The sequence below is a fragment of the Okeania sp. KiyG1 genome (assembly GCF_014132355.1).
Taxonomy (GTDB): domain Bacteria; phylum Cyanobacteriota; class Cyanobacteriia; order Cyanobacteriales; family Microcoleaceae; genus Okeania.
The window spans coordinates 1-23,631 of the sequence record NZ_BLZO01000089.1 but is presented as its reverse complement, the minus strand read 5'-3'; the positions used below and the strand labels follow the sequence as shown (position 1 = coordinate 23,631).

The following is a 23,631-nucleotide window of genomic DNA, read 5'->3' as shown; positions in this document are numbered from 1 at the left end:
TATGACAGGAGCAGGAGTCTCCGGAATAGGAGTAGCACTAGGTAGTGGTGTGATTGGTATTTCTGGTGTTGCAGATGGTACAGGAACAATAGGTAATGGTGATGGCAAAGTAGGTGATGGTGTTGATGTAGTTGTTGGAGATGGGGATGAAGTGGGTATTGGTGATGATGGAGGAGGGGGGAGGGTTGGTACTGGTATAGGGTTAATTTTTGTTGGTTGCTGAAGTTGAGCTTCTTGTTGTCTGCGCTGGAGGAAAAAATTAACTGCACTCCAAGATGCTATACCAGACAAAGCCACCAATACTGCTACTAATGCAGTTGCAACCCATTGATGATTATCAAAAAAAAACTATCGTTGTTATTGGGGTTAGGGTTTTGATTTGGAGTTGCTCCTACTGTTGGTTGTTGGGAAGGGGAAGGATTATTTTGTTCCTGGTTGATGGTAGGTAATTGCTGAGATTTGATATGGGGTAATCTTTCCAAAGCTTGCTCTACTTCAGTAACAGACTGATAGCGATCGCCTGGTTGATGACTTAACATTCTATTGATAACCTCAGCGAACCCTGGACTAACTGCTACCCACCGTTGCCAATTCCAAGTTAATGTACTTTGATCGATTAATTGTTGGGGTTCTTTTCCCGTCAATAGTACAACTACTGTAACTGCCAAAGCATATAGATCGCTATTTGCTGTTGCTCTTCCCAGTTGAATTTGTTCCCAGGGAGCGTAACCAAATTTTCCTACATTTGTCAAGGGTGCTGTTAAGTGGGAAGATTGAATTTTTGTTACGAGTTCTTTAACTACTCCGAAGTCTATCAATACTGGCATTTGATCGCTTTCTCGCCTAATGATATTGTCGGGAGATATGTCTCGGTGAATGATACCAAAACTGTGAATATGACCTAAGACGGGTAAAATTTGTTGTAAAAAAGTTAGTACTTCTGCTTCTGAGAACAAACTATCTGTTATTTGACGTTCTTGCAATATGCTGCGATAGGTTTTGCCTTCGATATAATCTTGTAAGAGGAATAAACGTTGATTTTCTTCAAAAGTGGCTCGGAATTTGGGAACTTGGGGATGTTGAATTTGATAGAGAATAGCTGCTTCGCGAGAAAATAGTTCTTGAGATTTAGTTACTGCATAGGTATTTGTCTGTAGGGGAATAAATTCTTTGAGAGCGCAACGCTCGTTAAAGCGACCTGTATCTTCTGCTAGGTAGGTACGTCCAAACCCACCTTGACCGAGAAGATTAATCAAGCGATAGCGGTTTTGTAAAATAGTTCCTGTAGGAATTGGTGGTTGCATAATAATAAATTTAATTTAGTAGGGAACAGGGAACCCACCCCTCGCCCCTCCCAGGAGGGGAATAATTGATAATTTATGGATAAAAATTGATTTTATTTTTGATTTTTGGAAATATCTATTGGAGATATCTAATCTAATAGTATAGCGCTACGCAAATATGGCGCAGACATTTATCTATTCCCAGATCCGATGTTCCCTTACAACTAAAATTTATTCTCAAGCGCCAAAAGACTTACTGCTATAGTTAATACTCCTCATTCTTCAGAACACTTGATTTCTGAATTATTTGTAGATGCCTACATCTATAAAATTACTCTATTATTAACAGATTAAAAGTGCCTATACTTGTGGGAAATTAGTAATCAATTTCATTACTATTTTAGCTGTTGATAGCAGAGTAGAATTTGAGGAAAAGAATAAAGATATTGTCTAATATCATACTCCCTTCCCATGTTGTTAAGGCCATTAAAAATAACAAGATTTATGACCTTAATTATCCTATTTAGGTGAGCTTAATTTTTAATTATGAATTAAGCCTAGCCTTAACTGCCTCCTGTACTTTCTTTCCATCAGCCTTACCCTTCAACTGTTGCATGGCCGGACCCATCACTTTACCCATATCTTTAGGAGAATTCGCCCCTACCTGAGCAATAATTTCATCAACAACCTTAGCAATATCCTCATCAGACAATTGTTTTGGTAGATATTCTTCAAGAATGGCCAATTCTGCAGCCTCTCCATCTGCTAGTTCCTGACGACCTGCTTGAGTATATTGCTCTATTGAATCCCGGCGTTGTTTAGCCAATCTTGTCAATATATCCATTTCTTGAGTCTCTGTCAGAGAATCCTTTCCTGCTGCCCTAGCATTAGCTTCCTCTTCTAGAATTACTTTTTTAATGCTACGAACTGTTTCCAGACGAACCTTATCTTTGGCCTTCATCGCCGCTTTAATATCCTCTGTAATTCTGTCCTTTAAACTCATAATCTCACTCCGGATACCAATTCAATCTAAAGTCATTTTATCAAAAAAGTGGGTCTAAAGCCTCGTCCTTTGAGGATGACTTTTGGTAGTAACTTGCTGATCGTAAGTTGTGTCGATGAGCAAAGAATCACTTTTTGTGAGAATCTCCGGACCCTTAGAACGGAGAGTATGTCAATTAAGAGATTTTACGTTTTCTAAAGACTTCCGTAATATTCTTATTAAATATTCAACATTTATCTGGCTTTATTTAGCAAATATTCTTGGTATATTACTAAAAAAACGATCTTTCTATCAATAAAAATACGGAAGAATATTTTTAGTTTGAGATGATAAGATCGCAATAAAGACAAGGTGCTGCGAGGGCTTGCTGTGATCCGTGCTACTTTACCAATTCAGGCTCCTGTGCCTGCCACTACTAATGATCATAATCGATTGAGACTTTTCTCTGGTTCTGCTAACGTTCCTTTGGCTACGGAAGTAGCTAGATATCTGGGTTTAGATTTAGGCCCAATGGTGCGTAAAAGGTTTGCAGATGGAGAACTATATGTTCAAATTCAGGAATCAATTCGAGGCTGTGATGTTTATCTAATTCAGCCTAGTTGTCGTCCAGTTAATGACAACTTGATGGAAATGTTAATCATGGTAGATGCTTGTCGTCGTGCTTCTGCCAGACAAGTGACTGCGGTTATTCCTTACTATGGTTATGCTAGAGCAGACCGTAAAACTGCTGGTCGAGAATCAATTACTGCCAAATTAGTGGCCAATTTGATTACTGAGGCAGGTGCTAATCGTATTTTAGCAATGGATTTGCATTCTGCCCAGATTCAGGGTTATTTTGATATTCCGTTCGATCATGTTTACGGTTTACCGGTAATTTTAGATTACTTAGTAAGTAAGAATTTATCTGATATTGTTGTTGTTTCTCCGGATGTGGGTGGGGTGGCGAGAGCTAGAGCTTTTGCGAAAAAGTTAAATGATGCCCCATTAGCAATTATTGATAAGCGTCGCCAAGCTCATAATGTGGCAGAAGTGTTAAATGTGATTGGTGATGTTGAGGGAAAAACTGCTGTGTTGGTAGATGACATGATTGATACGGGTGGTACTATTTCTGAAGGGGGACGACTTTTGCGCGAAAAAGGGGCGCGACAAGTTTATGCTTGTGCTACTCATGCAGTATTTTCACCACCAGCAGTTGAGCGTCTTTCTAGTGGGGTATTTGAAGAGGTTATTGTTACTAATACTATCCCATTCTTGGAGGAACATTATTTTCCTCAGTTGACTGTTCTTTCGGTGGCAAATTTATTGGGTGAGACTATTTGGCGCATTCACGAGGATACTTCAGTTAGTAGTATGTTTCGTTAGAATTTGCTGCTCTGAGATACTAGCTCACGCTTTCTTCACTATATTTTGGGAGGGAAGAATTTTGACAATTTAATCTTCACGAAAAATTAATAAAAAGAAAATTTTTGTGAAATTTTGGGAGCTGGATATTTGGAAAGTTAGTCCTTTTTTTACTGTTGAGGGTTAGACCCATAAGGGTCTACCTACTTCGGTTAATTATGAGAAGAAAGAAGAAAGAAGGAAGAAGGAAGAAGGAAGAAGGAAGAAGGAAGAAGGAAAAATCTAGCATTGTCTGAGTTTTAAGCTTTTGACCTTTCCTAAACTTTGCTTCCACTGCTGTAACACCTTCTAAAAATCTAGACAATCCTAGACACGCTCTTCATCGGTGACTAAAAGCGATTTTCCGACTCACCCGTCCATAAGTCTACTGGCAAAGAAGGCTGATGTTCCGCTCAAACACATTGAGTTTAGGATTCCCTCTGGGGTTTTCGTCCTTATGAAAAGTCGAGTGCCAAACACTCCATAATTGTTGCTAAAATCCTCTGGTCTTAGCAGACAGATGCAATAATAACATAGATTAATGGCGTAAAAACATAGACATTTTGTAGATATTTGTCTAGTATAGTCCATGTTTTTCAGCTGTAGCAAACAACAGTAGGATCTATTCTCTATACTCTGCTGTTATTATTTAAAATATTTTTTTTACATTTATCAGGACTTACTCCAAAGATGAAATTATAGACCATTTGTAGGGGTTAACGGCCGTTAACCCCTACTATCTGTAGTTGTTATGCGTAAGTCCTGTTTATATCACAGCGCTTTTTATTTAAGTAGACTACAAAATTATTTGAGGTTAGGAAGAAGAATGCTTCGATCGCTCTAGTCTATCTATATTGAAAACCGCTATAAGTCCGTAAAAATCCCATTTCTCAACTGAAGGTAGAAGTGGTTTTAAGCTATTAGATATTATGATCTACCTTACCCTTAGAAAATGCTATATTACTTCTTCCTTCTTAATTAAAAATATTGAGGTCATTATATGGCAACTATCGAATCTCAAGACATGACTCTAGAAAAGTTATTTGATGAATTTTATGTCATTCCTGATTATCAGCGCGAATATGTTTGGGAGGAAAAAGAGGTAAATGAATTTATTCAAGATATATATGAAGAATTTTCTGAGCAAAATCAAAACTCCTATTCTGAGTATTTTATTGGCAGTATAATTGTTTGTAGTCGCGGGGATAATTTGTATGAAGTAATTGATGGGCAGCAACGGATGACTACTGCTTATTTAGTTCTTTGTGCAATTCGAGATTATCTATTAACTATTAATTCAAATGAACGTATTGAAGCATTAAAAAATAAGATTGCTTCTCTATATACAGATAACTCGGGTAATGACCAGTTTAAACATAGGGTAGAACTGCAATATGAAGAAAGTAGGGGAGTACTAGAAAATATTGCTATGCAAACAGATTTAGACCAAATATCTCCTACTCGTTCTGTTAAACATATTCAAAATGCTTATGCTGAAATTAGAAAGTTTCTTTCTCTTAAATTTGAGTTAGATGAAGCTGCTATTTCTCATCTCAAAAAATTTTATGCTTATTTTCTCAAAAATGTTAAATTAATTCGCGTAAAAACAGCTAGTGTTGCTCATGCTTTGAAAATCTATTCAACTTTAAATCATCGTGGTTTACCCCTGGATGATATGGATTTACTCAAAAATTTAATTTTTGCTAAAGCTAAACAAACAGACTATGAGAAAATTAAAGTTAAATGGAAAAAAATGATAGATTTACTCTATCATTCTCAGGAAAGACCGATGCGTTTTTTGCGTTATTTTATTTTGGCAAGATATGCAGAAGATGGAAATTATATTGCAGAAAAAGAAGTTTATGATTGGTTTCTCAAAAATGAATCTAGATGTGGATATAATACTGAACCTATTCTATTTGTGAATGATTTATTAGCCTCGGCAGAAGCTTATGTAGCATTTTTATCAGGTAATAATATTGATGGAACAGTAAATCGTTATTTGGCAAATATTCGCTGTCTCAGTGTTAATGTTAGACAACATTTAATCTTACTTTTGGCTGCTTATCAATTGCCTCAATATTGTTTTATTGAATTATGTCGGCAGGTAGAAAATTTATTATTTGTGGCAATGTTGACTAGCGATCGCAATCAAAAGGCGTTCGATGGCATGATTCTTAAGTGGGCTAGTGAATTACGTCAAATTACATCAACAGAAGAATTCGATCGATTTATTACTAGCCAAATTATTTCTAGTAAACTGTTAGTTGCAGATAAATTTGAGAAAGCATTTCATAAACTTAATAAGTCATCATTTCAGCCTTATCAAATTAAATATATTTTAGCAAAATTAACACAATACATAGATGAAACTGCTTGGGGTGATGGGGGAGGAATTGATGATTTAAGCAATTATCTTTTGAAATTAGATGTAGAACAAATTTTACCAGAATATCCTACTCAAAAAGTAATTTCATCTTTCGATAAACCTGGTGAAATAGAAAGTTATAGTAAACTTTTAGGCAATCTGACTTTGTTAGAAAGTTCGATTAAATCTGCTGTTTATAATATGAGTTTTACGGAAAAAAAATTAGGTTATACTAAGTCAAGATTTCTGTTGACTAGGACTATTGCTGAAGAAATTTATGTGGGGAATAATACAACTATAGACTTAGCGGTAAAAGATTTAAAGACCTTTATTAAATGGGATTCCCACGCCATTGAAACTCGACAAGAAATATTGACTCAATTAGCTAAAAAAGTGTGGGATATTCCTGAGTAGGGGAGTAGGGGAGTAGGGGAGTAGGGAGTAGGGAGTAGGGGAGTGGGGAGTAGGGAGTAGGGGAGTAGGGGAGTAGGGAGTAGGGGAGTAGGGACGTTGCATGCAACGTCCGAGAGCGATAAGTAAACATCAGAATAATTAATTCTAAATATATGGCAGTCGAAGCAAAGAGCGTGGACAGATCAAAAGCTTAAAACTCAGGCAAAGTAATACTTTTCCTTCTTCCTTCTTCCTTCTTTCTTCTTCCTTCTTCCTTCTTCCTTACTTCCTACTTAACAACAAAAGAATCTAAAAAAGCTTTAGCCTCTGGAAAATCTAAATTTCCATCTTCAGCAACTACTTGTAAGCTATATAATGTTGGTCCGCTAGGGTCAATAAATATTCTTAAAAGTAATCTCAAATTAGGTTTTACTTTTGACTGTAAAATTATTTCTCTACCTGGAAATCCTTGATAATTAATATTTTTTTCACTAATTATTTGAGAATTAGAGTTATTTGCTGCTCCATCTCGCGCTCCATTTAATCCTTTTTCAACATTATATTCACTAGGATCGACTGGATATTTGATGCTAGAGACAGAAAAAAATCGTTGTTTTTCTGGATATTGGTAGAAAACTAATAAGGCATTAAGTTTTCCCAAAGAAGTATCAACAGATAAGTTTTCTTCTTCTGGTGGACCAGGAAAAAAAACTGTATAAGTCTCATCTTTAGCTGTATATCTATACCAGCTATTAGCAAGATAAATAATATTAGTATCTGTAAATTCTGATGAATATTTTAATGGTGGATATATAATTGCTATTGCATTTAAATTTGATGTAAAAGATAGAATTGTAACTATACTATAAATTATCACAATTAAGGATGATTTCATAATGTTAAGCTTAACTGTTTTATGTTCTGTTTAGATAATCAGTTATAATAAAATTTAAGGACTGATATCATGTCCGTTTGTATCGTTTGTGTAAAAGTTGGGGAAATATCTACCGTCATATAAGGTTTTTCCTTGTATTGTGCGTTAACGATAGTTATGGGAAGCAAACGGCCGTTCGCCCCTACTTCTTCCTTACTTTTTCCTTATCTTAAAGCTTCTTCTTTCTTCCTTCTTGCTTCTTCCTTACCTTCTCTATACAATACCGATGCTACCGGACATGATATGACAGTACCGAACAGTACCAAAGAAATACTGAAATTATCAATACTATTCTCCAATATTTCCTCCTTTCTTCCCTCCTGACTCCTGAGTCCTCACAACAGTTATTTGTAAGTATTCAACCGAACATGATATTAAAGTATTGTTAATGAAATTAAAATTATCAAGATTTATTTTGAGTCAATCCTCTCCTTGAAAAGAAGAGGTAATAATTAATAATTAATAATTAATAATTAATAATTAATTGTTGAACTGAACTTTAGCTTGAATTTCTCTCAACTTCTCCCCTACTTCACCACTACTTAATAAACTTTCCGCCTTAGACAAGCCTTCCTTAATATCAGAGCAAACTCCACAACGCCATAAATAAAAACCTCCATTCCAAATAGCTGCTGACATTAACTGACTCACCTTACCCTGCAAAACTTCTTGCATTTGCTCTACTAACTCCGCAGTTGAGCCTAATAAAACCTCCTTTCCTCCACAACCATAGTCACTCGGATGCAACAAGAGACGTTCAAATGTGGCAGAATTATCAGATGGCATCGATACCCCAATAATAGCTGTCCGATCGCGAGGTAAGTCACAACTTCCTTCTAACCCCTTGACTGTTGTATAATTTTTCACACCCTGTAATGCCAACGCTCCTTGAAACATACCTTCTGTAGGAGGATGAACATATCCCGCGGCCAGATGAACTTCCCCTGTAAAGGGAACCCAAATTAATTCCATCGTTGCTAGAGGGGGTCGTTTACCAATATCTCGACGATATTCAACTAAAGCATCTGCTTGGGGAAAATGTGTAGGTAGATAAACAAAACCTAAACCAGTCTGCTCAAATACTTGTTGTATCTGTGCCAGCGATAGTTTCTCCCATTCAACACCTAACCCTTGCCAAATATCAATAAAAGGTACTCCTTCTTTTGTTGGCATCCGCGCTCCACCGTGCATCACCACAAACACCCCTGCTGTTGCCAAAATTAAAGCTGTGAGTGGGGTGACAGGTGCAGTACGCGATCGCCCATCATAAGGACAACCTAATACTGTCACTACACCCATCGATGGTTGACTTTGCAGTTTTGGCCCCAAGTCGTAATAACTATCTAACATTCCTGCCAACTCATCTCCAGTCGGGCGTTTAATGCGGTGAGCAATTAAAAAAGCGCCGACCTGGACTGGTTTTGCTTCTTTCAACAACATCATTCGCATTGCTGCTGCTGCCTCTTGGCGGGTTAAATTTTTCCCTGTATGGGGCCCACTGCCAATGGTTTTGAGTAATTCTCGAAAGCGATCGCTCATTTAATTTATCTGCTCCGGTTAATTAGCTATTTCTTTTTTGACTTTTGTTTAGTGAGTTTAATACCCCACCTTCACCCGCAATGTCAATACTAATATCAAATCTCAAAAAGTTTGCTATGTATCTTTAGTAATGAGGAGATAGGGAGGTAAGGAGTAGTAATACCATTTATCAAAAACTTTTCTACATTTTGTTGAGTAGGGAACCCACCCCTAACCCCTCCCTGGAGGGGAAATAGGGGAGTGGGTAGGGACGTTGCATAAGGGCGTCCCTACAGGGAGAAGCAAAAATAAGAATAATTAACATTAACGCAAGCTGAAATTAGCATGCAAAGTGATTTTGCTTGTACCGATCAGTTGACAACTGAAGTATTGCCCAAGTATAGCAATAATGCATGGGAATTGGTATAATATCATGTCCGTTGGTATCGTTTGTGTATAAAGTTGGGGAAATATCTAGCGCCATATAAGGTTTTTCCTTCTCTTGTAGGGGCGATTCGCGAATCGCCCCTACTTCTTCCTTCTTCCTTACCTTCTCTATACAATATCGATGCTACCGGACATGATATAAGATGGTAATCAAACATAGCATTACTATTCAGAAATGGTATAAAGTTAAAATTTAAACCATTAATTATCCCAACTTTAGCATTCTCCTGACTACTGACTCCTGACTACTGACTTCTTCAATGTTGTGGTTTGATTAATTTGCTGTGGAATTACTTCTTTTACTAGCTCCCAGAAATATTCGATCGGGGGAATTTGTATCCGATCGCTAGTTGTTACTACCACCACCTCACGACTCCAAACAGAATCTTTTATTGATGATACCTTAGAAGTACTTGGAGTTACTCCTATTGTTTTTATGGCAAGGGTGGGGTCGAGTTTAACATCTATTAAAGCTGAATGAGGTAACAGAGCAATTAAGTTTCCTTGTCGTACTACTCCTCGGAAAGCATCAAGGGTATTTAGTTCTAATGCTGCATTGAGTTTTGCCCCTAGTCGCTCAAATTGCTCTTTAACTAATCTTTGCATCCCGTAGCCATCTTTGAAGACTACTTGAGGATAGCGAATAAGTTCGACCCAGGGAATTTGGTCGTATTTTGTGAGGGGATGGTTCGCTGCCATTAATACTTCTATCGGTTCAGTGTAGAGAACATCTACTACCATTTCTGGACTGGTAGTGAATAAGCGGTTATTCATTACTATTGCTATATCTACTAGACCGTCTTTGAGAACTTTCAGGGTGCGATCGCTTCCTAGAGCAGTTACCCGCAATTTTACTTCTGGATAGTGGCGACAAAATCTTTGCAAAACTGGGGGAAGGTAAGCAGCACAAACAGAGTGAATAGCTGCCACACAAAGTTCTGGTTGTTTTCCCGCAAGCATTTCTCCTATTTCTTGGGTAGCAGTTTCCCAAGCTTGACAAATTTTCTTAGCATAAGGCCATAAGCATTCTCCTGCTAGAGTGAGTTTGGCTTGGGTGCTACGGTGGAACAAGGGCGTACCCACTTCATTTTCTAGAGCTTGCACTTGTCGGCTAACTGTTGATTGAGTGATGTTACATATTCGCCCTGCTTGTTGGAAGCTACCCGTTTCTGCAACACAAAGAAATGCTTGCAACTGCTCTAAGCGCATAGAGTTTTTATTCAATTATTATTTACTAATCTTTTATTGTAGCAGATGGACTCTTTTTATTTAGTAGAGTATGATACAGCTTTTCAAATTGAATTATATCAAATCCTTTTAATTCGGTATAAAAAAATGTTCCATTGGGAATGTCAACTGGTGCTACAATGAAATTACTTAATGTTAGTAACAGGTCAAAAATATTGAAGTCCAGATACAAGTACCGTATCTACCCAAATCATATTCAAATAACAAAATTAAATCAACTATTTGGTTGTTGTAGATATGTTTGGAATAGTACATTAGCGCATTGTAATCAACTATATTCTAATGGCCAAAAGAAACCTAGCTATGTGGACTTAACTAAACAATTCATTACTCAGGCAAAGCTTGAATTACTTTGGTTAAAGGAAGTTGCATCTACTCCATTACAACAGTCTCTCAAGGATTTAGACCAAGCTTACAAAAACTTTTTTGATAGTTGTAAAGGCAAACGAAAAGGCGTAGGGGCGAACGGCCGTTCGCCCGTACAACCACCTAAATTCAAGATTAGAAAGTCAAAGCAAACTGCAAGATTTGTAGGTGCTAATTACAAAATCGGTCAAGACAAAATCTACTTACCAAAGGTAGGCAAGATAAAAATAGTTGGTAAGCGAGAATTACCTGCTGAACCCAGCTCTCTAACAATAATCAAAGATTCAGCTAATCGCTACTTTGCTAGCTTTGTAGTAGAAATCAATCCTGAATCGTTGACTAAAACTAACAAGTCGATAGGCATTGATTTAGGCATTTCAACTTTTGCAACTTTGAGCAACGGAGAGAAAATCAATGCTCCCAAACCTCTGAAAAATAACCTAAAAAAGTTGGCTAAATTCCAGCGTAAATTCGTCAAGACAGAAAAAGGTAGCAAACGTCGTGAAAAACGTAGATTAAGGATAACTAAACTTCATGGCAAAATTAAAGATATTAGAACGGATTTTCTGCACAAATTATCAACTAATTTGGTGAAAAAATACGACACTATTGTTTTAGAAGACTTGTTTGCGAAGCATTCCGAAGGAAATGTTTCTGGCATGGTTAAAAACCGTAAGTTAGCTAAAGCAATTAGCGACTTAGGATGGAGGGAATTTAGGACCTTAACTGAGGCTAAATGCGAGAAATATGGTAGAGAATTTAGAGTTATTTCTAGGTGGGAACCCACTTCTCAAAAATGCTCTAATTGTGGCTTCAAGGGTGGCAAGAAAGAGTTGAATGTTAGAGAGTGGACTTGTTTGAATTGTGGTACATCCCATGATAGAGATATCAACGCTGCGGTAAACATTTTAGAAATCCTTCAACCAAAAACCAAGGTTGAAACTAAAACAACAGAAAATCCCGTACAGTTATCACTTTTTACTGAAGTCGCCGAGGGGCACTGGTCGATTATTTATCGGACACGGAGAAAGCGTCAGACTGGTAAGCCAGCATTTTTCACAGATGTGTCAACCCGCTCTGAGTCATTCGAGTAGGGGCGAACGGCCGTTCGCCCCTACAGTCTGTTCGACTGATGGATGGGAATCCCGGGCTGTCTCGCAGAGCAGCGTCGGGAGGATGTCAAGGCACAATATAAATACTTAAATTCAAGAGGAGTAATTGATGGTATTTCATTGGTCAAAAACAAAATCTATTTCCAAGTATATTTTCAATTTTCTAGGTGCTAATATACCTCAAGTACAGGAGACAAAAATTAGCAATATTAAACAAAAATTAGTTTCATCAAAAATTTCTAAAAATAACTTGGCATTGGTCGCTGGGTTAACTATATTATCACCTATTTTTACCACTATTTCTGCCTCTGCTGCCGAAAATCTTATAATTTCTATTCCTGCTCTCGATATTACAGATCCAATCGTAGTTTCTCTGCCACCTTTTCAACTAAAAATACCAATTGAATCTATCGAAAGGTTTGCTCAAGAAGGAGAGTTTAGTGAAGAATTTAGCTTTTATTCTGAGGTGCTAACAACAGAACAAACTAAAGAAATACAGACAGTTATAAAAAAGCAAAAACAAGAACTAAGAGAACTTTTTCAAGAGCGTTTTGATGTTAATCCTACTATTGTAAACAGATTTATGGAAGAACCAGCAGGACAAGAAATTCTGAAAAGATTAGGTAAAATCCTGAAAACTGGAGAAAATAAAAATGGGAGTAAAGCTCTCCAAACAGCTTTCCAGTTAGCTATTGAAGAACCAGATGGTTTGACTATTATTAATGTGTTGAAAAAATTTCCTGGAGATTTATTAATAGAACTTCAAGAAGGCATCAATTTAACTGAAGAATTAATCAGGAGATTTGTAGAAGAACGCTTGATTGTAGTAGAGCTACAAAATCAAGCTCAAGAAAGATCGCTTAGTGAGAAGAAAGTTGATTTTAATAATTTTCCAGATTTAAGACAACCAGGGAATATAAGATGGGAAAAACAATCTATTACCTTTAGAAATCCTAATCGCGACCGCTCTTCTCCAGCAAATATTTATCTGCCCAAAAGTTCTGGAAATAAATTAATTCCTGTGATAGTTATTTCCCATGGTTTAGGTTCAGACATTAATAGCTTTGCCTATCTTGCCGAACATTTAGTATCTCATGGCTTTGCAGTAATAGTACCAGAACATATTGGTTCAAGTGCAGAAAAACTTGAAAATTTCTTTGCAGGTTTTAGCACACCTGTAGATGGAATGGAATTTATTAACCGCCCACTAGATATTAAATATTTACTAGATGAACTAGAGGCAAAAATAGACTCCGATCCAATTTGGCGAGGTCAGCTAAATTTTAAACAAGTGGGAATAGTAGGTCAATCTTTTGGCGGTTATACTGCTTTAAGTCTTGCAGGTGCTCCCCTAGACCTAGAAGATTTACGAAAAGATTGCCAATCTGAAGATACTAAATTTATCTTTAATTTATCTCTATTATTACAGTGCCAAACAAGTAATTTACCAGCAGAAATAACTAACAATTTACGAGATGAACGTATCACAGCAGCTATTGTAATAAATCCAATTAGTAGTGGTGTATTTGGACCTCAAAAAATTAGTAAAATTGCAATACCTTTGATGATTGTTGCTAGTACTAGAGATATTTTTGCTCCACCAATTCCAGAGCAAATTTATCCATTCATCAGCTTAACTACTACAGAAAAATATTTAGTTATTAGTGAACCAGCAACTCATTTTTCGTTTATTGCTGTAGAAGAAGAAGAGGAAGTTTCTCTAGAACTACCAATGAAATTAGTTGGTCCCGATCCTAATTTAGCTTATCCTTTTATGCAGGCACTAAATTTAGCATTTTTTCAAGTTTATCTGACAAATCAATCTCAATCTTTACCATATTTAAGTGGGTCTTATCTACAATATATTAATCAACAACCATTTATTTTCAGTGTATTACAGTCTCTCACAGAAGAGGACTTACAAAAGGCGATCGACAATTTTTCCGAACGATTAAGTAATATTAATTAGGCTTTGCGCTCAAAAGTCTTTTAGTAGGTGTAGGAGACAGGAGACAGGAGAAATGGCTCGGGAGCGAGGAGGTAGGAGCAATAATTGTAATAATAATTTTTCTGCCCAACTTATAGATATACAGAAAAGCTTTAATTGTGTTGCTAAACATCTTCAAGCAGGAGGTCTACTAATAATTAGTTCTTCTAATGCTTATGGAGATAATTTAGTAGAATTAGATAATGGTATTGTTCATAAAATAATTGCCACTACTGAATTAATTGAAAATGAACGTTATGCTATTCTTGATTATCTTTTTTATCAAAATGAGGAGTTATTAACGCAACAAACACTAAAACTTAAATTACTCAGTTATCAAACCTGTAGGATAATGCTAGAAAAAGCAGGGTTTATAGAAAAATATATCAACCCAGGAAAATATTATACCTACTTAAAAACTTAGTAAGCATTTAGCCGTCAGCATTCAGCTATCAGCTTAAACAGTTGTCATTGCGACCGAAGGGAAGCAACCTCGTTTGACCATTAGATTGCTTCCTTCCACGGAGTAACCGTCGCAATGACGAATGCAGTTACTAATTACCCGGATTTTATCATAATACCTGAATGCTTGCACTAAAACTTCTCGTTCTTGTGCTTCAATTATCTGGTTAAAAATGTAGTACAATATCAAGTCCGGTTAAACAGTTATAGAATGGTTAACTCAGGAGGAGAGAGAATTATAAAGATGAGCTTACTTATGACGATTGGAGATTTTTTTGATGTGCAATTAACCGGATTTGATATAATACCAATTTGAAAAAAATTACGAATAGCAATAAAAAAGTTTACCGAAAAATTCAGGTATAAAACCTCTCCATAAATGGATAAAAAAGAAAAAAATCCTTTGATCCAATCCTCTTATTTATAAGAAGAGGTAATTCTAAATTCGCGCATTCTAAATTATTGAAAGTACAAATAATGTTGAAAAAAAGATAACTTAAAACCTAAAAAATGGCGCTGAATGCTAATAGCTAAATGCTGACAAAATTTAATCACAATATTTTCATAATGACTAACAAAATACCCAGACAAAATATACCATCTATTCCATCATATAATTATCAACCTACTCCATATATTGGTATTTCAAAACAACAAGTAATTGAATTAAGAAAACAATACATAAATCCAGTTGTTGCTACCTACTATAAACAACCAATTATGATTGTGGAAGGTTCGATGCAATATGTTTTTGATGAAACAGGGAAACGTTATTTAGACGCCTTTGCAGGAATAGCAACAATTAATGTTGGTCATTCTCATCCTCATGTTGTTAAAGCTGTACAAGAACAATCAGCAAAATTACAACATTTAACCACACTTTATCTACATCCAACAATTGCTGAATATAGCAAAATGTTAGTAGATAAAATGCCAGATGATTTATCAATGGTTTATTTGGTTAATTCTGGTTCAGAAGCTAATGATTTAGCAATGTTAATGGCGAGGGTTTATACTGAAAATTTTGACATAATTACTCTCCGCAATGGATATCATGGTATGGGTGGTAATACAATGGGATTAACATCTCAAAGCACTTGGAAATATTCTCCACCTCATAATTTTGGGATTCATCATGCTTTAAATGCCGATGTTTATAGAGGTCCTTGGAATAATAATGAAAATAATGTTGCTGATAAATATGCTGATGAAATTAAGAATATAATTGAATATGCAACCTGTGGAAAAATTGCTGGTTTTATTGCTGAATCTATTCAAGGAATGGGCGGAGCAATAGTTTATCCAGATGGATATTTAAGGAAAGTATCTGATTATGTTCATCAGGCAAAAGGACTATTAATTATTGATGAAGTACAAACTGGTTTTTGTCGAACTGGTAAAGGTTTTTGGGGTTTTGAACTTCAGGATGTTAAACCTGATATTGTCACTTTAGCTAAAGGTATTGGAAATGGATTACCTCTTGCTGCGGTTGTAACAACACCTGAAATTGCTCAAGCATTTACTCAAAAAATACACTTTAATACATTTGCTGGAAATCCTGTTTCTTGTGCAGCAGGTAAAGCAGTTTTAGAGACAATTGAAAGGGAAAATTTACAACAAAATTGTTCTCTAGTTGGAGATTATTTACTCGAAGGTCTTGATAATTTACAAGAAAAATATGAATGTATTGGGGATGTTCGTGGTTGTGGATTAATGATTGGTGTTGACTTAGTTAAAAATCGGGAAACAAAAGAAGCAAACTCTGAGCTTGCATCCCAAATTCATGAACTATAGAATTTTCCAGCATCTTAATAATTAGCTGAAGTAACTTTTCTGCATCTTCTCATATTTCCCATTTTGAATAGATAACAATAAGGATACAAAATATGATACTAACAGTTGTCATGCTTGAGAAAGATAAGAGATAAAATACTCCCCCGATTTTTTTCAACTCTCTAACCCAACCCATTCATAAAATTCAATCATTTCTGACGAACAGTTGCAGCAACTAGCACATTTTTCTCCTTCCATCAGACGAATTCTTCCTTTACGAATTAGTCGTTTGAGTAAAGGACGCATAGCATTAGCATCCATCTGAAAATGCAAAGCTAACTCAGCTAAGGATATCTTGCCACATTTTTCTAAATAACCTTGAATATCAGTTAAAATCATCATAAAAATTCGGTAAGTGGGAAACCACCGTCTTTTAAGCGGTGGATGGAAGCGACTCGACGGGTTTTAACCCGTAGTCAAAAAAATGTGTTATTATCAATATAATAACTTAAAAAGTAGCCTCAATGGCCTTTTAGCCGGAGAGAGTAGTGGCAATTGACACCGTAAGCGTGGACTGCTGCTGTATACGTACTACGGTACGGTACTGGCAATGTGGTTGTCTCGAGCAATGTGGAAATCGTGGTTTTAACCAGATTTACAGCTCCTCTAAAGAATCCACGCGACTTTAGTCCGTGGGGTGTCAAAAGAGACAATAGGGAATAGGGAATAGTAATATCATGTCCGCTGGTATCGGAACCTGTAAAAGTTGGGGAAATATTTACCATATTTAAGGTTTTTCTTCCTCTTCTTCCTTACCTTAGCACTTACAATACCGATGCTACCGGACATGATATAATTGATTTTATTTTGGATTTTTGGAGAAGTCTATATTATCTGATTAAGTCAATACTCCTGACTGATAACTGATAACTGATAACTGATAACTGAAATGACTTCTTCTTCAAGTAATTTGTTGCTGACTTCTTAACCGAACGGGTTGAGCTAACTTCATCATAAGCAAGGTAGAACCCGTAAATACCAATGAACCTACAATCCAAATCAAGGAAAAGCCTGGATGTTGTCCAAAGGTACAAACTTGATAGAACACAGTGGCTACAATATAGGCTAATCCTGTTGTCCACAAAGCTACAAACAGCATCCATCCCATATTAGTTTCTCGATAAACAGCCGCCGTTGCTGAAACGCAGGGGAAGTAGAGCAGCACAAATAACAAATAGGAAAATGCTCCTACTTTGCCATCAAACCGCTTCACCATTGCTCCAAATGTTCCTAACTGTACTTCCTGTTCCTCAGCCGCCGTTTCTACATCTTGAGTCTCTCCAATATTTAACCCCAGGGGATCGAGTAGTTGATTGGGTAAGTCAGCTAAATTAGCAGGAATGCTAGCAAATGCTTCTCCAATACCTCCCCAGAAGCTAAAACCTTCTTCCTCAGTTTCTGCATCGAGATTATCTTCTTTGGCTAATTGTCCGTAAATCGAATCTAGGGTTCCCACCATAGCTTCTTTTGCAAAGACTCCAGTGAAAATTCCCACCGTTGCTGGCCAATTTTCCTCTGTAACTCCCATGGGAGCAAAAATAGGGGTGACAGCTCGACTGGTGCTACTGAGAACAGATTTTTCACTGTCTTGGTTCCCAAAAGAACCGTCCATACCAATAGAGTTTAACAATCCCAAAACTATCACCATCAAGACAATCACTTTACCAGCTTTCCACAAAAATGCCTTTAAGCGTTCCCAGGTTCGGATTAAAACACCTTTAATTCGGGGAAGATGATAGGGTGGTAACTCCATGACAAAATGACTTATTTCTCCTTTGAGAAGGGTATTTTTCATCACTATCCCTGTAAAAATCGCTGCTAAAATTCCCAAAAGATAGAGTCCAAACACAATATTTTGTCCGCCGATGGGGAAAAAAGCTGCAGCAAAGAGAGCATATACCGGAAGTCTCGCTCCACAGGACATAAAAGGATTCATCATAATAGTCATTAGGCGATCGCGGGAATTTTCTAAAGTCCGTGTAGCCATAATTGCTGGAACATTACAGCCAAATCCCACTAACATCGGTACAAAGGATTTTCCTGGCAATCCCACTAACCGCATTAACCTATCCATCACAAAAGCAGCTCGCGCCATATATCCCGAATCTTCCAGAATTGACAAGAACAGGAACATAAACCCAATTACGGGGATAAAAGTGGCAACAGTTTGAATCCCTCCCCCAACTCCATCAGCTAAGAGAGCAATTAACCACCCTGGTATACCTATTCCTTCCAGAAGATTAGCTAAACCATCAACAAAAATCGTGCCTGCAGCAATATCAAAGAAATCAATAAAGGCACCACTGACGTTGATGGTAAACAGAAACATGATATACATTACTAAAAAGAAAATGGGAACCCCTAGCCAGCGATCGAGGACAATCCGGTCTAAGCGATCGGAAATTGTACTACTAGCTTCACCAATGCGTTCGGTAGCTCCTTCAGTTAATTGGCGAATAAAACCATAACGACTGTCGGCAATGATGATATCAATATCTTCCCCCAATACCTGATGGATTTGGCGACGATTTTTAACCACAATTTTCGTTAAGTCTTTACCCCCTAATTCTGGGGCAACTTGGTCTTCATATTGCAGTAAATTTAAAGCCGTCCAGCGAGGTTCAACAATGCGTTTGCTACTGTGTTCAGTGATATAGGGAACCAATTCTGCTAAGGCATCTTCAATCACTGCTGGATAAGCAACATAGCTCGGCGAACGATTGATATTTTTCACCAGTTCACCTACTGTATCCAATAAGGGTTTGATTCCTTCTTCTCTAGCAGCATTCATCGGGATAACGGGACACCCTAACCGTTCTCGTAAGAGTTCAGCATTGATTGAAATACCTCGGTCTTGTGCTACATCCATCATATTGAGGACAACAATCATTGGTAGCCTCATCTCCATGATTTGCGTTGTTAAATAGAGATTACGCTCCAAATTCGAGCCATCAATGATATTAATGATTAAATCTGCTTCCCCAGACAGGAGGTAATCCCGCGCTACCAGTTCATCCATCCCGGTTCCCTCTTCTTCTACATCAAGAGAGTAAACTCCAGGTAAGTCTACTAGGGTAATTTCTTTTCCTTGGTGTTGAAACTGACCTTCTTTGCGGTCTACAGTTACGCCAGGCCAGTTACCTGTACGTTGGTTGGCTCCTGTTAGGGCGTTAAAAAGGGTTGTTTTCCCACAATTGGGGTTACCAATGAGGGCAATAATGGGTTTTAACATTAGTTTTGAAGATTAGAATTGAGAACTTATTTTGACAGCAGTTTTCGTTTCGATAGGTATAGCAGTCGAAGCAAAGGTTAGGACAGATCAAAAACTTAAAACTCAGACAATGTAATACTTTTCCTTCTTCCTTCTTCCTTCTTCCTTCTTTCTTCTGCCATAACAGTAGGGGCGAATAGCCATTCGCCCTTACAGGGTTTTGGTTATGATTGAAAATGGCGATTCCTCCTTACAGGGTTTTGGTTATGATTGAAATAGCCACTGATTTTCTCTAGACTGATGTTTTCTTCATCTATAACTATTGGACAATAGTTGCAGCAGTTTGCGCGCGTTATTGTTGTACATTTGCGGAGCAAGTATTGATGTTTTCTTCATCTGTAACTATTGGACAATAGTTGCAGCAGTTTGCGCACGTTATTGTTGTACATCTGCGGAGCAAGTATTGATGTTTTCTTCATGTATAACTAGGGCTTGCCGATTAAATTTTAAAGCATTGACAGATAAAGGTTTTAGCCGTTTTAGGTCTTGAAAAAGTACAAGGTTTTTGCTCCTTATAGCTGCAAAAAGTTAGGATTTTGGGTTGACTATTGGCTGAGAAATCAAGGGATAATTCTTCTTCCTGCCTCCTCTAAATTCCTTACTCCTCCTGTCTTCCCCTCCCCTCCACGGTCGGGGTTAGGGTGGGTTGGGAGGGGAGGGGCGAGGGTGGGTTGTCTCCTGTATCCTGACTCCTACCCTCTACCCATAAAACTTTTTCAGCAAACCCTAACTATTGGACAATAGTTACAGCAGTTTGCGTGCGTTATTGTTGTACATCTGCGGAGCAAGTATTGATGTTTTCTTCCTCTGTAACTATTGGACAATAGTTACAACAGTTTGCGTGCGTTATTGTTGTACATCTGCGGAGCAAGTGCGGGAACTATATTGCTACTTTTATACAACAAATCCCTATCAAATCTTATTTTTGAGTTTTAATTTTTAACTTGCCCGTAGCACTATACTTGCGGAATCCCAAAATTTAGCTACCCATCTAAACAGCCTCGACTATTAAAGCATCTGACTCTTCTTTGCGTAAGCTCAGATGAAAATCTCTGACTAAAATCTCTATTGGGTCTCCCAAAGGTGCTATCCGAATTACCTCAAATTTGACGCCAGGGGTCATCCCCATCGACAACAGTTTTTTCTTATAGCCTCGTTTTACTTGGTTGTAACCCACAACTCGGCCTTCAGTTCCCTCTGACATTTCTCGCAACAATACTGTCGTTGTTTGATTTTTCATGTTTTCTCCTTGAGTTAAAGACTGGTCGCTAACTAAAATGTTGTTAGCCATTCCCGAACCCACACCGATCCGGTTATCTTCTATGGCGACTAGAACCGAACCACTAGGTTGAGCGCTGACAATTTGCAATTGAACCCCTGGAGTTAATCCCATTCCTAAGAGGCGATTAATTCCTCCTTTTCCCTGAAAACCAACTAACCAAACCTTTTGTCCAACTGTTGTTTGTGATAGGGGATAGGAGTTATTCTCCTTAACTGTTGCCCTAACTTCATCCGTATCAATTTGACGATTACTCAACTCATTAAAAAAGTCAATTCTCCTATCTATGCGATGACTAGAGATAGAGAGAAGGTTTTCATTAGTGTGATTCACTTTCCAATCCATATCAAGCTCCTTAAATACTAAGGTTTTACAATCACTTGAATTTGATTTATTTTTTAATCATCTTTTTTAGTTAAAATTTAATTAAAAAATTTCTCATTTAGATGCCACATTCCGCAGGTTTCGTCTAGATAAAGGGGTTTTAAAAAGTTAACACACTACTGGTAGTGTATTACTATTTACATTAACTCTATCAGTAGCGCTCAAAGGCCAAATATAAACCCTACCAATAGTGGTACGGAATGTCGGGCTGAAAAATTACTAAAACTTTAGATATAGCAATCATTCATTTATGGTATTTTTTATGCTTTGATAGCTACAAGCTTGAAAGAGCAAAGATTTTCACGAAAAAAACACTCTATAAACTGATAAGTCTACCAGTAATTAATTAGAGGTAATTGCGGTAATTAATTTAACCTGCAACTTCAATTAATTAAAAAATTTCAGAAAATATTTAGTAATTAATTGATTTTTTTTTCATTAATGCTTACCATACTATCAAAATTAATTGAAAATTTCCCTGATTAAATTAAAAATGATTAAGAAATGGGTCTGAGAATATGAACCCATCCTACTAATAGGAGTTATACAAAACATAAGTGGTAGTGGTGCATAGTAACGGTAGAGAGTGTGTGTGGGGAGTGTGGGGAGTGTGGGGGCAAAAATTTTGTCTACAGTTCTCAAAAAATGTACTTTTCAATACACTTTTCTCCTAAAAAAGTCACTCCAAGACTTCAACATAACTTATATATAATGTCTACGTTTCATGTTAAGAAAGATGTTTATAAAGCATAGGGGGATAATAAATAAAAATTTTTATGATTAGTCAATCCTATCCGCTTTCAAGGAGAGTTCAAGAATTTAGAATTTAGAATTTAGAATTACCTCTCCTTGAAAAGAAGATAATTGTGTTAAAAGGAATTTTTCTTCTCTTGGTCGATTGGATATGGTTAGGAAACTCATCCATCTCACCCTTCGGGAAACGGCGAAGATCGACCGCTGTTTTCTCCATGAATGGAGAGGCTTTATACCTTAATTTTTCGGTAATTATTAATTATTAATTATTCATTATTAATTGTTAAATAAACTCCTATGAATCAAAAAAATTTTCTCTATCTCAATATCTCCAAATTGCTCAATATTATCCAGAAGCATTTGCTGCAGGAACCTGTGCTGTACTGATTTTTTTGAGTTGGTTTTGTTTAGAAATTAATTGGGTTGGTTTAGCACTATTAATTTTAGCAACAGCTTATGTAATTGGTGGTTATGAAAGTGCTAAAGAAGGTATAACAACTCTCTGGTCAGAAAAAGAATTAGATGTTGATTTATTGATGATTGTTGCTGCTTTGGGAGCTGCTGCTTTAGGTTTATGGCAACAAGAATATCACTTAATAATTGATGGAGCAGTGCTAATTTTAATTTTTGCTATTAGTGGCGCTCTGGAAACTTTTGCTATGGAGCGAACTGAACGTAATATTCAAAAATTAATGGCTATTACTCCTGATACTGCCAGATTAATAGTCGATAATCAAGAAACAGAAATTCCGGTTAATCAATTAAAAATGGGAGATTTTATCTTAGTTAAACCTGGAGAACTTATCCCGACTGATAGTATTATTATTGAAGGCATTAGTACCATTAATCAAGCTCCAATTACAGGAGAATCTATACCCGTTGATAAGACTGTAGGAGATGAAGTTTTTGCAGGTACATTAAATGGTAATGGTGTTTTAAGACTACAAGTAAATAAATCTCCAGAAAGTAGTTTAATTCAGCGTGTAATTCGTTTAGTTGAACAAGCAAAAACTGAAACTCCACCCTCTCAGAGATTTGTGGAAAAGTTTGAGAAAATTTACGCCAAAGTTATAGTTATTTCAGGTATATTACTCGCAATTTTACCGCCATTTTTATTAAATTGAGTTGGGAAACTACAATTTATCGAGCTTTAATCTTTTTAGTAGTTGCTTCTCCTTGTGCTTTAATGGCAGCAATTATGCCCACTTTATTATCTGGCATTGCGAATGGAGCTAGACAGGGAATTTTATTTAAAAATGGTGCTCAATTAGAAATGATGGGAGAAGTCAAAGCGATCGCCTTTGACAAAACAGGAACTCTGACTACTGGAAAACTACAAGTTGTTGATATTATCCCTAGAAAAGGTAAGTCAGAAAATGAAGTTTTACAGTTAGCTGCTGCTCTAGAATCTTGTTCTGAACATCCTATTGGAAAAGCTATTACTCAAACAGCAATTACAAAAAATATTCAGTGGCAAGTAGCAACTAATGTCATAGCAAAAACTGGGGAAGGAATTACTGGTATTGTTGATAGTCAAATTATTACAGTGGGCAAAGAAAATTTAATAAAGTCAGAAGTAAATAACTTTAATTCCGACTTTTTAGAAGAAA

18 protein-coding genes are annotated in these 23,631 nt (G+C 36.7%); 9 read left to right on the top strand and 9 right to left on the bottom strand.

Going from position 1 to position 23,631, the window contains the following annotated elements; translation table 11 throughout:
* Position 1: 1 nt before the first annotated feature.
* Entirely contained in the window at positions 2-223 is a 222-nt protein-coding gene (locus SAGCYANO_RS20080; protein ID WP_202221683.1) for a hypothetical protein, read from the top strand.
* An 85-nt stretch (positions 224-308) separates the two neighbouring features.
* Here the strand turns inward: SAGCYANO_RS20080 and SAGCYANO_RS20075 are convergent, their stop codons facing one another.
* Together SAGCYANO_RS20075 and SAGCYANO_RS20070 are read right to left on the bottom strand one after the other, a co-directional pair.
* The gene (locus SAGCYANO_RS20075; RefSeq protein ID WP_202221682.1) at positions 309-1,304 is read right to left on the bottom strand and encodes a serine/threonine-protein kinase; all 996 of its coding nucleotides are present in this window, start codon (positions 1,302-1,304) and stop codon (positions 309-311) included.
* Positions 1,305-1,827: 523 nt separating this feature from the next.
* Positions 1,828-2,286: a GatB/YqeY domain-containing protein gene (locus tag SAGCYANO_RS20070; protein ID WP_202221681.1), complete on the bottom strand. Its 459-nt coding sequence runs from the start codon at positions 2,284-2,286 to the stop codon at positions 1,828-1,830.
* A gap of 369 nt (positions 2,287-2,655) precedes the next feature.
* On the opposite strand from SAGCYANO_RS20070, the gene SAGCYANO_RS20065 reads away from it, so the two are divergent.
* Positions 2,656-3,648 (top strand): ribose-phosphate pyrophosphokinase, encoded by a 993-nt coding sequence (locus tag SAGCYANO_RS20065; protein WP_202221680.1) that lies wholly within the window; start codon positions 2,656-2,658, stop codon positions 3,646-3,648.
* A 1,018-nt stretch (positions 3,649-4,666) separates the two neighbouring features.
* The gene (locus tag SAGCYANO_RS20060) at positions 4,667-6,448 is read left to right on the top strand and encodes a DUF262 domain-containing protein (RefSeq protein WP_202221679.1); all 1,782 of its coding nucleotides are present in this window, start codon (positions 4,667-4,669) and stop codon (positions 6,446-6,448) included.
* A gap of 268 nt (positions 6,449-6,716) precedes the next feature.
* On the opposite strand, the gene SAGCYANO_RS20055 is transcribed toward SAGCYANO_RS20060, so the two are convergent.
* The 4 genes from SAGCYANO_RS20055 to SAGCYANO_RS20045 all read right to left on the bottom strand — a co-directional run bounded on the left by SAGCYANO_RS20055 (position 6,717) and on the right by SAGCYANO_RS20045 (position 10,535).
* A complete protein-coding gene (locus tag SAGCYANO_RS20055) occupies positions 6,717-7,322 on the bottom strand; it encodes a hypothetical protein (protein ID WP_202221678.1) in 606 nt (201 codons plus the stop codon).
* A 203-nt stretch (positions 7,323-7,525) separates the two neighbouring features.
* Positions 7,526-7,660 carry a hypothetical protein gene (locus tag SAGCYANO_RS47830; protein ID WP_255502624.1) on the bottom strand — a complete coding sequence of 45 codons (135 nt, stop codon included), beginning with the start codon at positions 7,658-7,660 and terminating at the stop codon, positions 7,526-7,528.
* A gap of 181 nt (positions 7,661-7,841) precedes the next feature.
* Positions 7,842-8,900, bottom strand: a complete 1,059-nt coding sequence (locus SAGCYANO_RS20050) for an anthranilate phosphoribosyltransferase family protein (protein ID WP_202221677.1) — start codon at positions 8,898-8,900, stop codon at positions 7,842-7,844.
* A 657-nt stretch (positions 8,901-9,557) separates the two neighbouring features.
* The gene (locus tag SAGCYANO_RS20045; protein WP_202221782.1) at positions 9,558-10,535 is read right to left on the bottom strand and encodes a LysR family transcriptional regulator; all 978 of its coding nucleotides are present in this window, start codon (positions 10,533-10,535) and stop codon (positions 9,558-9,560) included.
* A 194-nt stretch (positions 10,536-10,729) separates the two neighbouring features.
* On the opposite strand from SAGCYANO_RS20045, the gene SAGCYANO_RS20040 reads away from it, so the two are divergent.
* The 4 genes from SAGCYANO_RS20040 to SAGCYANO_RS20020 all read left to right on the top strand — a co-directional run bounded on the left by SAGCYANO_RS20040 (position 10,730) and on the right by SAGCYANO_RS20020 (position 16,295).
* Positions 10,730-12,034 (top strand): RNA-guided endonuclease TnpB family protein, encoded by a 1,305-nt coding sequence (locus SAGCYANO_RS20040; RefSeq protein ID WP_202221676.1) that lies wholly within the window; start codon positions 10,730-10,732, stop codon positions 12,032-12,034.
* A gap of 127 nt (positions 12,035-12,161) precedes the next feature.
* On the top strand, positions 12,162-14,021 hold the full coding sequence (locus SAGCYANO_RS20035; protein ID WP_202221675.1) for an alpha/beta hydrolase: 1,860 nt from the start codon (positions 12,162-12,164) through the stop codon (positions 14,019-14,021).
* A gap of 52 nt (positions 14,022-14,073) precedes the next feature.
* Positions 14,074-14,463 (top strand): hypothetical protein, encoded by a 390-nt coding sequence (locus SAGCYANO_RS20030; RefSeq protein WP_202221674.1) that lies wholly within the window; start codon positions 14,074-14,076, stop codon positions 14,461-14,463.
* Between the two features lie 605 nt (positions 14,464-15,068).
* Positions 15,069-16,295, top strand: coding sequence for an aspartate aminotransferase family protein (locus SAGCYANO_RS20020; protein WP_202221672.1), 1,227 nt, complete (start codon positions 15,069-15,071; stop codon positions 16,293-16,295).
* A 153-nt stretch (positions 16,296-16,448) separates the two neighbouring features.
* Here the strand turns inward: SAGCYANO_RS20020 and SAGCYANO_RS20015 are convergent, their stop codons facing one another.
* From SAGCYANO_RS20015 to SAGCYANO_RS20005, 3 genes are all read right to left on the bottom strand, one after another.
* Positions 16,449-16,676 (bottom strand): FeoC-like transcriptional regulator, encoded by a 228-nt coding sequence (locus tag SAGCYANO_RS20015; protein WP_202221671.1) that lies wholly within the window; start codon positions 16,674-16,676, stop codon positions 16,449-16,451.
* A 559-nt stretch (positions 16,677-17,235) separates the two neighbouring features.
* A complete protein-coding gene (gene feoB, locus SAGCYANO_RS20010; protein WP_202221670.1) occupies positions 17,236-19,566 on the bottom strand; it encodes a Fe(2+) transporter permease subunit FeoB in 2,331 nt (776 codons plus the stop codon).
* 1,030 nt (positions 19,567-20,596) lie between these two features.
* Positions 20,597-21,229, bottom strand: a complete 633-nt coding sequence (locus tag SAGCYANO_RS20005; RefSeq protein ID WP_202221669.1) for a FeoA family protein — start codon at positions 21,227-21,229, stop codon at positions 20,597-20,599.
* Between the two features lie 1,184 nt (positions 21,230-22,413).
* Between SAGCYANO_RS20005 and SAGCYANO_RS49370 the strand changes: the two genes are divergently transcribed.
* Positions 22,414-23,145, top strand: coding sequence for an HAD-IC family P-type ATPase (locus tag SAGCYANO_RS49370; RefSeq protein ID WP_307785940.1), 732 nt, complete (start codon positions 22,414-22,416; stop codon positions 23,143-23,145).
* Positions 23,142-23,631: HAD family hydrolase (locus tag SAGCYANO_RS49365; RefSeq protein WP_307785939.1), on the top strand; the 490-nt coding region annotated here is incomplete at its 3' end. The genes SAGCYANO_RS49370 and SAGCYANO_RS49365, both read left to right, overlap by 4 nt.

Excerpts from the sequence above, each read along its gene's own strand:
- SAGCYANO_RS20080 (WP_202221683.1), top strand. The coding sequence starts at position 2 with ATGACAGGAGCAGGAGTCTCCGGAATAGGAGTAGCACTAGGTAGTGGT.
- SAGCYANO_RS20060 (WP_202221679.1), top strand. The coding sequence starts at position 4,667 with ATGGCAACTATCGAATCTCAAGACATGACTCTAGAAAAGTTATTTGAT.
- SAGCYANO_RS20050 (WP_202221677.1), bottom strand. The coding sequence starts at position 8,900 with ATGAGCGATCGCTTTCGAGAATTACTCAAAACCATTGGCAGTGGGCCC.
- SAGCYANO_RS20045 (WP_202221782.1), bottom strand. The coding sequence starts at position 10,535 with ATGCGCTTAGAGCAGTTGCAAGCATTTCTTTGTGTTGCAGAAACGGGT.
- SAGCYANO_RS20075 (WP_202221682.1), bottom strand. The coding sequence starts at position 1,304 with ATGCAACCACCAATTCCTACAGGAACTATTTTACAAAACCGCTATCGC.
- feoB (WP_202221670.1), bottom strand. The coding sequence starts at position 19,566 with ATGTTAAAACCCATTATTGCCCTCATTGGTAACCCCAATTGTGGGAAA.
- SAGCYANO_RS20005 (WP_202221669.1), bottom strand. The coding sequence starts at position 21,229 with ATGGATTGGAAAGTGAATCACACTAATGAAAACCTTCTCTCTATCTCT.
- SAGCYANO_RS20020 (WP_202221672.1), top strand. The coding sequence starts at position 15,069 with ATGACTAACAAAATACCCAGACAAAATATACCATCTATTCCATCATAT.
- SAGCYANO_RS20030 (WP_202221674.1), top strand. The coding sequence starts at position 14,074 with ATGGCTCGGGAGCGAGGAGGTAGGAGCAATAATTGTAATAATAATTTT.
- SAGCYANO_RS20070 (WP_202221681.1), bottom strand. The coding sequence starts at position 2,286 with ATGAGTTTAAAGGACAGAATTACAGAGGATATTAAAGCGGCGATGAAG.
- SAGCYANO_RS20055 (WP_202221678.1), bottom strand. The coding sequence starts at position 7,322 with ATGAAATCATCCTTAATTGTGATAATTTATAGTATAGTTACAATTCTA.
- SAGCYANO_RS20035 (WP_202221675.1), top strand. The coding sequence starts at position 12,162 with ATGGTATTTCATTGGTCAAAAACAAAATCTATTTCCAAGTATATTTTC.
- SAGCYANO_RS20015 (WP_202221671.1), bottom strand. The coding sequence starts at position 16,676 with ATGATGATTTTAACTGATATTCAAGGTTATTTAGAAAAATGTGGCAAG.